Here is a 10,475-nt window from a genome sequence, read left to right as displayed (position 1 = left end):
ACGGGGTCGGTGTACACATGCTGCCTTCCGAGGAAGTGACCTGAGGCGATAGGGGACCAGGCAGGGCGGATTTCAGCCCACCGCGTGCACTCCAACTCCAGGCCCTGCCGTACCCTGTTTGCTGCGCGACAGCGCTGCGGCGAAGACGCGGAGGCGCTTCCTATGAAAGCGCCAGCGTGCCGTCTTGCTCAAGGCTCAGAAGTAGTGCGCCTTGACGATGAAATTCACCACATTGTTGTCGGTATTGAAGGCGCTGCTGTCCTCGATGCCGTACTTGTTGGTCCAGTAGTCGTACTCGATGCCGACGTAGAGCCTGCCGGCCTCGTGATCCAGGGCCTTGCCCAGGTCGTACTTCACCTGCGGGTTGAAGTGGAAGTTCTTCTTCAGTTCGCGGCCACCGCTTGTCTTGTCATTGACCACCCAGTCGATGTACCCGTCGAAGAGGATGTCCGACTTGCCCACCGGAATGGTCATGGCCCAGGTCGGGGTGATCTGCCACTGGCCGCCGGGGTTGCCGGTGGCGCCGTCGGGCTTGCGGTAGTAGGTGTTGATGGCGAAGCGGTCGAAGCCGGGCACTTCGAGATCCACCGCCGGGCCGAGCAGGTAGTTCTGGTTCGGGGTGCCGTCGGCCTGGCTTTCGCCGCGCTCGTAGGTGGCGGAGATCAGCACGTCCTTGATCGGGCCGAAGGACAGGTCGGCCCCGGTGAGCTTGCCCAGCGACAGGCGCGGGCTGAATTCGCCGTAGTAGGTGCGTCCGTCCTTGCCAGAGTGGCCGTTGAACCACTTGTGGTCGACGAACAGGAACATGTCGCCCCAGCTCCAGCCGCTGGCGTGTTCGAAGGTGATGGTCTGCTGGATGGCGGCTTCGCGGCCATCCTCGCCGGAGTCGACGGCGAAGTTCTTGCCGTAGAGGTAGGTCAGGCTGTTGTTCTGCCAGTGCAGCAGGTCGCCGGCCATGGCCGGGGCAGCGAGCAGGCCGCCAGCGAGGGCGAGGCAGAGTGGGGCAGTCTTCAAATGCATGGTGTCGTTTTCCTGTTGGTGTTCTTTTCGTACGTGAAGCCAAGCGGCGACCGGCGCGTATTCTCCGCGAAGGTCCTGGCGGCGGGAAGCGCGAACCTGGCGATTCAGCCGGCAGCCGTAACGACGGCCGGAGGCGGCGCGGAGGTGGGCCGATCGGGAGGGTGGAACGGACGCTCGGTCGGGAACGCGGGGGCTGGACGCGGAGGAGCGGTGCCGCTCCTGGTAGCGCTTGCGGTCATGGTTAAGCCTGCCATCTTGTTGTTGTCGGTCATGGGCTTGCGAGGCTTCACGGCACCTCATCTCGCTGAGCGCGAAACGCTCGGGAGCGTCCTGACTATAACAATCTGTAGACATGCTGATAAACAATTAATTTTCATATTGTGCACAATTTTCTTGTGCCGGTTGCTCGCCAGTCGCGGCGGTATTGGCGGCCGTCACCCCAGCGAAACCGGGCAGGAGGCCCCTGCCAGGCTTCGCCTGCGGGGTGGGCTCAGGACACCGTGGTCGGCGCGATCCGTGCGGCCAGCGGGGTACGCCGGATCACCAGTTTCTCCAGTTCGGCCACGCAGAACACCAGCAGGCCGGCGCAGACCACCAGGGCCCATTGTTGCGGCGAAAGATGGGTCGAACCGAAGATCGACTGCATGATCGGCGCATGGGTGAACGCCAGTTGCAAGGGGATGCAGGCGGCGATGGCCAGCAGCACGTAGGGGTTGCCCGTCAGGCCCTGGCGATTGGCGACCGACGCGAGGATCGAGCGGCTGTTGAGCAGGTAGAACATCTCCGCCATCACCACGGCATTGACGGCCATGGTGCGTGCCGCTTCGACGTTGCCGCTGCTGTTCATTTCCCAGAGGAACAGGCCGAGGGCGCCGCTCATCATCAGCACCGACACCATCAGCACGCGCCAGATGAAGAAGCCCGACAACAGGGCCTCGCCCGGCGGCCGCGGCCGGCGGCCCATGATGCCGCGCTCGGCCGGTTCGAAGGCCAGCGCCAGCCCCAGGGTGCAGGAGGTGACCATGTTGATCCACAGTACCTGCGCCGGGGTCAGCGGCAGGGTGAGCTCGAAAAGGATCGCCGCGATCACCACCAGCGCCTCGCCGCCGTTGGTGGGCAGCATGAACAGGATGAACTTCTTCAGGTTGTCGTAGACCGCGCGACCCTCGCGCACGGCGGAGGCGATGGTGGCGAAGTTGTCGTCGGCCAGCACCATGTCCGAGGCCTCCTTGGCCGCTTCGGTGCCTTTCATGCCCATGGCCACGCCGACGTCGGCGCGCTTGAGCGCCGGTGCATCGTTGACGCCGTCGCCGGTCATGGCCACGACCTGACCGTCGTTCTGCAGGGCCTGGACCAGGCGCAGCTTGTGTTCCGGGCTGGCGCGGGCGAACACATCGACGTCCATGGCCACCTGGCGCAGGGCGGCATCATCCATCAGCGCCACTTCGGCGCCGGTCACCGCCGGCTTGCCGACGCCGATGGCGAGCTGGGCGCCGATGGCCCGCGCGGTCTCGGCATGGTCGCCGGTGATCATCTTCACGCGGATGCCGGCACGGTGGCATTCGTCCACCGCGGCGATGGCTTCCTCGCGCGGCGGGTCGATGATGCCGACCAGCGCCAGCAGGGTGTAGCCGGCTTCGACATCGGCGAAGGCCAACTGGCCGTTCGCCGGTGCGGCACGCTTGCAGGCCAGCGCCAGCAGGCGCAGCCCCTTGGCCGCGGTGTCGATCGCCATCCGCCGCCAGTAGTCGGGCTCGATGGGTTGGTCGCCGGCCTGCCCGGCCTGGCTGGCGCACATCTCCAGGATGCGCTCGGGCGCGCCCTTGACGAAGATCCAGGGTTCGCCATCGCTGTCCTGGTGGTAGGAGGCCATGAAGCGGTGCTGCGATTCGAAGGGAATCGAATCCAGCCGCGGCCAGGCGCCATCGGCGACATGCTGGCTGAAGCCGACCTTGCCGCCCAGGACCAGCAGCGCGCCCTCGGTGGGATCGCCCATGACGCACCACTGGTGGGCCTGCTGCTGGAGGTGGGCGTCGTTGCACAGCACCCCGGTGCGGATCGCCAGCGCCAGCGCGGGGTAATGCTCGGGGTCGACGATCCGGTCGTCGAGTCGGCAGTCGCCCAGCGGCTCGTAGCCCACGCCGGAGACGTCGAATACATGCTCGGCGCAGACCACCCGCTGCACGGTCATCTCGTTGCGGGTGAGGGTGCCGGTCTTGTCGGAGCAGATCACCGTCACCGAGCCCAGGGTCTCCACTGCCGGCAGGCGTCGGATGATCGCGTTGCGCTGGGCCATGCGCTGTACGCCCAGGGCCAGGGTGACGGTCATGATCGCCGGCAGGCCCTCGGGAATCGCCGAAGCGGCCAGGGCCACGGCCATCATGAACATGTCGGCAGCCGGTTGGCCGCGCCAGAGCGTGCCGAGGACGAAGGTGGCGGCGGAGGCGACCAGCACGGCGAAGGCCAGCCAGCGGCCGAAATGATCCACCTGGCGCAGCAGCGGGGTGGTCAGGTTCTGGATGCCGGTGAGCATCTGGTTGATCTTGCCCAGCTCGGTCGCCGCGCCGGTGGCCACGACGATGCCCGTGGCCTGGCCGAACACCACCAGCGTGCCGGAGTAGGCCATGCCGTAGCGATCACCCAGGGGCGCATCGGCCGCGACCGCTTCGGTGCTTTTCTCCACCGGCAGGGATTCGCCGGTGAGTGCGGCTTCCTCGACGCGCAGTTCCTTCACCTTCACCAGGCGCAGGTCGGCCGGTACCCGGTCGCCGGAAACCAGCAATACCCGATCGCCCGGTACCAGCTCGGCGGCGTCGATCTGCCGGCGGTTGCCGCCGCGAACCACGGTGGCGTGAGGGGAGAGCATGGCGCGGATGGCATCCAGCGCGGCTTCGGCCTTGCCTTCCTGGATGAAGCCGATGATGGCGTTGATCACCACGGCGGCGAGCAGCACGCCGGTATCGACCCAGTGCCCGAGGATGGCGGTGATCACCGCCGCGCCGAGCATCACGTAGAGCAGGATGTTGTGGAACTGCATCAGCAGCCGCATCAGCACGCCGCGGCGCTTGGGCGGGGCGAGACGGTTGGGGCCGTACTGGCCGATGCGCCGCGCCGCTTCGTCGTCCGCCAGCCCATCCGGCCCGCTTTGCAGCTGCGTTTCGACTTCGGCGGCCGGCAGGGTGTGCCAGCTCGGTTGCGACTGTTCGCTGGGGTGGGGGGTCGAGCGATCTTTCATGACCGGCGCCTCTGGGTGGGTCCATGGGGGGGCGGTGGCTGGTGCCTTCGAGCTTACCCAACCGCCCGTCGGTCGGCATGATTTCCGGCAAGAAGTTGTGTTTCCGAACACTGCAGGGGGATGTCCGGTTCGCACCGGAGCTGTGGGCGTGTGTCCTGCGGTGGTAAAGGCCTGCCAGAGAACTGGCGGCTCATTGCGCTTTCTCGAGGAAGCAAAGATTTGATACCGGACTGGCAAGTTTGCGTGTGCTGAATGAAAGTTTTGCTTTCATTGGCCCTTATCGAGCTGTCTGATAGCTTGGTTTCGCCCTGCTGGGCGAGTCCCTTTTGGCAGTCGCCCCAAAAGGAACCAAAAGGGCTTGCCCCTGCATCCGGCCCCGGCTGCGCCGGGGTTCGTTCGCTCCATCGCCGCTCCGAGGGTCGTCGTACAAGGGCCATCCATGGCCCTTTACGACTCTCGCCGCATCCCTGCGGCTCGCCCCTCTGCGCAACGATTCCACTCACCCTCCTGATGGGGCATTTGGAGTCGCCTGACAGTTCGTGCAAAGAAAAAGCCAAGCCAAAGCAAACATCAACGACCTTTCAGGCGGCTCGGACTCCGTTCCCGTCAGGAGGCCGAGTAGAGGTGTCGCGCAGGGGGACGCGAGGCAGGGACGCCGAGCGAGGAATGAAGGGGCAGGGACGCCCCTTCGTGACGGCCCCCGGAGCGGCATCGGAAGGAGGGAACCCCGGCGCAGCCGGGGCCGGATGTCGGGTGGCCTTCTTTTTGGTTCCTTTTTCTTGGCCAAACAAGAAAAGGGGACTCGCCCAGCAGGGCGAAACCAGAAGTATCAGCACACTCGATAATCGATTTAACGACGAAGCTCCAGACCAAACCGAACAGCAGCACCATCACCCAGTCTTGCCAGTCCATTGTCAAGCAACCCTGTCCCGGAGAAATGCAAAGAACCGAACTCGAGACCTGAAAAAGCCGAAGCCCGCATCGAGCGGGCTTCGGCTTTTTCCTCGGGGCGGGCCGTTATTCGGTATGGGCGCCCTGGGCGATCCACTGGCCGATCAACTGGCGCTCTTCCGTGGTCATCTGGGTGATGTTGCCCAGCGGCATGATCTGGCTGGCGACGGTCTGCGCGTGGATCTTGGCCGCCTGCTGGCGCATCTGCTGCGGCGTGTCGAACATCACGCCGGCGGGGGCGGCACTGAACAGCGGGCTGGTCGGCTGCGCCGAATGGCAGACGGTGCAGCGCTCGTGGATCACATTGCTCACTTCGGCGAACGCGACGCCATCGCCGGCGGCTGCCGTCGCGGGTCGTTCGACAGCCTGCTGCGGCTGCTGCTGCGCGGCCTGGCTGGCCTGTTCCGGCGTGGTGGCGGCGAGGTTCGGTGCGGCCGGCTGACGGTTGGGCGAGGTGACGAAGGCCAGGCAGATCATCCCCACTGCGGCGGCCGGCAGCGCCCAGGCGAAGCGGTTGCTGTCGTGGCGGGTGTTGAAATAATGGCGAGCCAGCACCGACAGCGCACCGAGGGCGGCGAGGATCAGCCAGTTGTACTGGCTGCCGTAGGTGCTCGGAAAGTGGTTGCTGATCATGATGAACAGCACCGGCAGGGTGAAGTAGTTGTTGTGCCGAGAGCGCAGCAGGCCCTTGGCCGGCAGCACCGGATCGGGCGTGCGGTTCTGCTCGATGGCCGCCACCAGTGCGCGCTGGGCCGGCATGATGATGCGGAACACATTGCCGACCATGATGGTGCCGATCAGCGCGCCGGTGTGGATGTAGGCGGCGCGGCCGCTGAAGATCTGCGAGTAGCCCCAGCAGGCGGCGATCACCAGCACGAACAGCACCAGGCCGAGCAGGGCCGGCGTCTTGCCCAGCGGCGAGTCGCAGAGCAGGTCGTAGATGAACCAGCCGACGATCAGCGAGCCGAAGCCGATGGCAATGGCGGCGGCCGGGCTCAGCTCGCTGCCCGGCGCGATCAGGTAGAGGCTCGGGTTGAGGTAGTAGACCACCATCAGCAGGGCGACGCCCGAGAGCCAGGTGGTGTAGGCCTCCCATTTGAACCAGTGCAGGTTCTCCGGCATCTGCGGTGGGGCCAGCTTGTATTTCTCCAGGTGGTAGATGCCGCCACCGTGGATGGCCCAGAGATCACCCGAGAGCCCTTCGCGCGGGTTGCTGCGGTTGAGGTTGTTCTCCAGCCAGACGAAATAGAAGGAGGCACCGATCCAGGCGATGCCGACGATCATGTGAATCCAGCGAATACCCAGGTTCAGCCATTCGGTCAGATGTGCGTCCACTTTTGTTTACCTCTCGCACGGCCGGTGAGGCGGCCGCTGTTTCTTCTTGTTGGAACCGGCTCGAGCACGTCGCGGACGCGGCAGATGCTCAGCGCGATTCCGATTGGGGGTCGAGGAGAAGCTGTTCACTCTCCGTGAAAAAGTACTCGTCGCAGTTGTTGCCAGAACCGCTGCGATCGACCACCAGGAATTCATCCCGCTTTTCGATCGTCAGCACCGGGTGGTGCCAGACGCCGCGGTGGTAATTGACGCCCTGCCTGCCATTGCTGACGAATGCGCGGACGTGGCCCGGTACAGGTGCATCGCCAGGGGGCGCGACCACGACCAGAAAGGGCTTGCCGAGCAGCGGCACGAAGGCTTGGCTGCCCAGCGGATGACGCTCCAGCATGCGGATCACCAGCGGCATCTCCAGCGCCTCGGCGGCGAAGATGCTGATGATCGCCCGGTCTTCCGGCTGCGCGGTCTCCACCGTCGCCAGCTTGTGATAGCGGCGGGTGGAGCCGTTGTTGATCATGAAGTACTCGCTGCCGTCGGTCTCGATGACGTCGCCGAAGGGGGCGAAGGCATCCTTGGTCAGCGGCTCGATGGTCAATGTGCGCATGCTGTTCTCGTTGTCTGGGTTGGGAGGTCCGTAGGGCGGGTTGCAACCCGCCGTCCGTGCCGTATGCCGGCTCCGCATCGGCGGGTTTCACCCACCCTACGGCTAGCGGGTCTTAACGCGCCACCTTGCCGAACAGGCGCAGCCGGCTGACGCCGCCGTCCGGGAAGATGTTCAGGCGCACGTGGGTCACCGGGCCGAGCTGGGCGATCTGTTCGGCGAACTCGTGTTCGGCGTGCATCGAAAGCTTCTGGCTCGGCAGCAGCTCGCGCCAGAACAGGCTCTGGGTCTCGATCTGGCTGTCGGTGCCGCCCTTGACGTAGGCCGCCTGGATCGAGCAGCTGTCCGGGTAGTTGCCCTTGAAGTGCAGGGTATCGACGACGATGCGCTCGATTTCGCCCGGATGGCCGAGGGCGACGATCACCCAGTCGTTGCCCGGGGTGCGGCGGCGCGCGGTTTCCCAGCCGTCGCCCATGTTCTCGCCACGGTTCGGGTTGAGGATGTTGCTCATGCGGCCGAAGTGCTCGTCGGAGCAGGCCAGGGCGCGGCCGCCGTTGAGTGCGGCGGCCAGGTCGATCTGCTCGTTGTCGCCGACGCTGCTCCAGTCGCGGAACGGAATGCCGTGTACGCGCAGGCGTGCCACGCCGCCGTCCGGGTAGATGTTGAAGCGCAGGTGGCTGACCGGTTGCTCGAAGGCGATCTCGTGGTAGTGGTGGCTGTTGCCCTGAAGCTCCACCGCCGGGAGGATCTCGCTCCAGATGGTATCCGCGTCCGGGTCGCCTTCGGCGACGAAGCAGGCTTCCAGCGACGCCGACGGCGGATAGTTGCCGGTGAAATGGCTGGTGTCGATGTCCACGCCCTTGATCTGGCCCGGCACGCCCAGGCGGATCACCGCGTGGTCGTAGCCTTCGAACCGCTTGCGGCGCGACTCCCAGCCATCCATCCACTTGCCGTTGTCATCGAACACGCCCTCCTTCCATACGGCCGGCGTCGGCTGGAACAGCCGGTTGACGTCGGCGAACCAGTCGTCGGTGACGGAAATGGCGCGGGTGCCCAGGCGGGCGTCGGCCAGGTTGACGTATTTCTCGAAAGGTACGGCGTAAGCTTTCATCGCGATCTGCCTTGAATTGAGTGGAGCGGTTTCTGCCTTTATTGCCTGTGTTGCGGTGTTGCTAGGTCACATCGCCTGCAGTCGGAACAGGGCGATCTTGTTGATCTCGGCCAGCGCCGTGGCGAACTCCTGCTCGGGTGCGTTGTGGATGCGCTCCTCGAAGGCCGCCAGGATCTGGTGCCGGTTGCTGCCTTTCACCGCCTTGATGAAGGGGAAGCCGAACCGGGCCTTGTAGGCGTCGTTGAGCGCGGTGAAGCGAGCGAATTCTTCGGCGCTGCATTCGTGGATGCCGGCGCCGGCCTGCTCCGAGGTGGAGGAGGCGGTGAGCTCGCCGCGGACGGCGGCCTTGCCGGCAAGGTCCGGGTGAGCGTTGATCAGCGCCAGCTGTTCTTCGCGGCTGGCAGCGAGCAGGATGCCGGCCATGCGCTGGTGCAGCGTGTCGATGTCGTCGAGGCTGGCGTCCACGCCCTGCTCGTAGGCGCGCTCGGCGACCCAGGGCGAGTGCTCGTAGATGTCGGCGAAGGCGGCGACGAATGCGTCGCGGTCCAGTCGGGACGGGGTCAGGGTCTGGAAGCGGCTCATTTCGCTTCTCCTTGCTCTTTATCCGAAGAGAATGGGTGGGTGGCGTGCCAGTGGCGGGCGATATCGGCGCGGCGGGCGAACCAGACCTTGTCGTGACCTTTCACATAGTCGATGAAGCGTGCCAGCGAGGCGATCCGCGCCGGGCGGCCGAGCAGGCGGCAATGCATGCCGATCGAGAGCATCTTCGGCGCCCCTTCGCAGCCTTCGGCATAGAGCACGTCGAAGGCGTCCTTGAGGTACTCGAAGAAGTCGTCGCCCTTGTTGAAGCCCTGCACCTGGGTGAAGCGCATGTCGTTGGTGTCCAGCGTATAGGGGATCACCAGGTGCGGCCTGTCCGGCGTCGATTCCGGGTCCCAGTAGGGCAGGTCGTCATCGTAGGTATCGGAGTCGTAGAGGAAGCCGCCTTCCTCGCGCACCAGGCGCCGGGTGTTGGGGCCGGTGCGGCCGGTGTACCAGCCGACCGGGCGTTCGCCGGTCAGCTCGGTGAGGATGCGGATGGCCTCGAGCATATGCTCACGTTCCTGCGCCTCGTCCATGTACTGGTAGTCGATCCAGCGGTAGCCGTGGCTGCATATCTCGTGACCGGCGTCGACCATCGCGCGGATCGCCTCGGGGTGACGCTGCGCGGCCATCGCCACGGCGAACACGGTCAGCGGAATGCCGTGCTTGTCGAACAGCTTGAGCAGGCGCCAGACGCCGGCGCGGCTGCCGTATTCGTAGAGCGACTCCATGCTCATGTGGCGCACGCCCTGCAACGGCTGTGCGGCGACCATCTCGGAGAGGAACGCCTCGGACTCCTTGTCACCATGCAACACGCAGCGCTCGCCGCCTTCCTCGTAGTTCAGCACGAAGGACAGGGCGATGCGGGCCTCGCCCGGCCAATGCGGGTGGGGCGGATTGCTGGCGTAACCGATGAGGTCGCGAGGGTAGTCGGCGTTCACTGTGATGCTTCCTTTGTGGCAGGTCGTGACGGGGCGACCGGATGTAGATTGTATACAAAACGAATTGCGCTTTGTAAATAAGAAAATTGCCTCCCGTTGCGCCCGCTTATCCGGCGAAGCGCGCCAATCCGCGTCAGTCACTGCCTGGAAGTCCAGCAGGAAACGGGCCAGCTCGGGTTTTTTGTGTTGTGTACAATTTTGTTATTGAATTGTCTTGAATGACTGCATTCGCATGCTATGCTCCAGTGCATTCCATCCATTGAAGCGGAGGTGCACGTGGGCCGTTTGACCACACACGTACTGGATGCTGCCCACGGTTGTCCGGGCAGCGGCATCAAGGTCGAGCTGTATCGCGTCGAGGCGCAGGGCCTGGAGCTGGTCGCCACGCGCGAAACCAACGCCGACGGCCGTTGCGACAGCCCGCTGCTCGAAGGCGAAGCCTATCGTTCGGGCGTCTACCAGTTGCAGTTCAGCGCCGGCGACTACTACCGCCGCCGTGGAGCCGCGCTGGCCGAGCCGGCGTTCCTCGACGTGGTGGTGCTGCGGTTCGGCATCGATGCCGGGCAGGACCATTACCACGTGCCGCTGCTGATTTCTCCCTACAGCTACTCCACCTATCGGGGCAGTTGAATCCATTTTTGCCGTGCATTGACTCTCCCTGAGTCCCTTTACCCGCCTTCGTGGCGGGTTTTTTGTGGTGGT

General features: G+C 65.1%; 8 protein-coding genes. 1 reads left to right on the top strand and 7 read right to left on the bottom strand.

Going from position 1 to position 10,475, the window contains the following annotated elements; genetic code table 11:
* Positions 1 to 195: 195 nt before the first annotated feature.
* From IN820_RS13495 to puuE, 7 genes are all read right to left on the bottom strand, one after another.
* Positions 196 to 1,020, bottom strand: coding sequence for an outer membrane protein OmpK (locus tag IN820_RS13495; protein ID WP_193681450.1), 825 nt, complete (start codon positions 1,018 to 1,020; stop codon positions 196 to 198).
* Between the two features lie 490 nt (positions 1,021 to 1,510).
* Positions 1,511 to 4,255 (bottom strand): cation-transporting P-type ATPase, encoded by a 2,745-nt coding sequence (locus IN820_RS13490; RefSeq protein ID WP_193681449.1) that lies wholly within the window; start codon positions 4,253 to 4,255, stop codon positions 1,511 to 1,513.
* 1,017 nt (positions 4,256 to 5,272) lie between these two features.
* A complete protein-coding gene (locus IN820_RS13485) occupies positions 5,273 to 6,541 on the bottom strand; it encodes a urate hydroxylase PuuD (protein ID WP_193681448.1) in 1,269 nt (422 codons plus the stop codon).
* A gap of 88 nt (positions 6,542 to 6,629) precedes the next feature.
* Entirely contained in the window at positions 6,630 to 7,142 is a 513-nt protein-coding gene (locus IN820_RS13480) for an ureidoglycolate lyase (RefSeq protein ID WP_193681447.1), read from the bottom strand.
* A gap of 112 nt (positions 7,143 to 7,254) precedes the next feature.
* Positions 7,255 to 8,250, bottom strand: a complete 996-nt coding sequence (alc, locus tag IN820_RS13475) for an allantoicase (RefSeq protein ID WP_193681446.1) — start codon at positions 8,248 to 8,250, stop codon at positions 7,255 to 7,257.
* 66 nt (positions 8,251 to 8,316) lie between these two features.
* Positions 8,317 to 8,832: a 2-oxo-4-hydroxy-4-carboxy-5-ureidoimidazoline decarboxylase gene (gene uraD / locus IN820_RS13470; RefSeq protein ID WP_193681445.1), complete on the bottom strand. Its 516-nt coding sequence runs from the start codon at positions 8,830 to 8,832 to the stop codon at positions 8,317 to 8,319.
* Positions 8,829 to 9,773: an allantoinase PuuE gene (gene puuE, locus IN820_RS13465; protein WP_193681444.1), complete on the bottom strand. Its 945-nt coding sequence runs from the start codon at positions 9,771 to 9,773 to the stop codon at positions 8,829 to 8,831. Before puuE ends, uraD begins: the two co-directional genes overlap by 4 nt.
* 237 nt (positions 9,774 to 10,010) lie before the next feature.
* Between puuE and uraH the strand changes: the two genes are divergently transcribed.
* On the top strand, positions 10,011 to 10,403 hold the full coding sequence (uraH, locus tag IN820_RS13460; RefSeq protein WP_193681443.1) for a hydroxyisourate hydrolase: 393 nt from the start codon (positions 10,011 to 10,013) through the stop codon (positions 10,401 to 10,403).
* Positions 10,404 to 10,475 lie beyond the last annotated feature (72 nt).

It is taken from the genome of Pseudomonas lopnurensis, assembly GCF_015070855.1.
Taxonomy (GTDB): domain Bacteria; phylum Pseudomonadota; class Gammaproteobacteria; order Pseudomonadales; family Pseudomonadaceae; genus Stutzerimonas; species Stutzerimonas lopnurensis.
The sequence above is the reverse complement of the archived record's forward strand: the minus strand, read 5'-3'. Positions and strand labels throughout refer to the sequence as shown.

What these genes read in the sequence shown, in the direction of transcription:
- alc (WP_193681446.1), bottom strand. Translation starts at nt 8,250, where the DNA reads ATGAAAGCTTACGCCGTACCTTTCGAGAAATACGTCAACCTGGCCGAC.
- IN820_RS13490 (WP_193681449.1), bottom strand. Translation starts at nt 4,255, where the DNA reads ATGAAAGATCGCTCGACCCCCCACCCCAGCGAACAGTCGCAACCGAGC.
- IN820_RS13480 (WP_193681447.1), bottom strand. Translation starts at nt 7,142, where the DNA reads ATGCGCACATTGACCATCGAGCCGCTGACCAAGGATGCCTTCGCCCCC.
- IN820_RS13495 (WP_193681450.1), bottom strand. Translation starts at nt 1,020, where the DNA reads ATGCATTTGAAGACTGCCCCACTCTGCCTCGCCCTCGCTGGCGGCCTG.
- uraD (WP_193681445.1), bottom strand. Translation starts at nt 8,832, where the DNA reads ATGAGCCGCTTCCAGACCCTGACCCCGTCCCGACTGGACCGCGACGCA.
- uraH (WP_193681443.1), top strand. Translation starts at nt 10,011, where the DNA reads ATGCTCCAGTGCATTCCATCCATTGAAGCGGAGGTGCACGTGGGCCGT.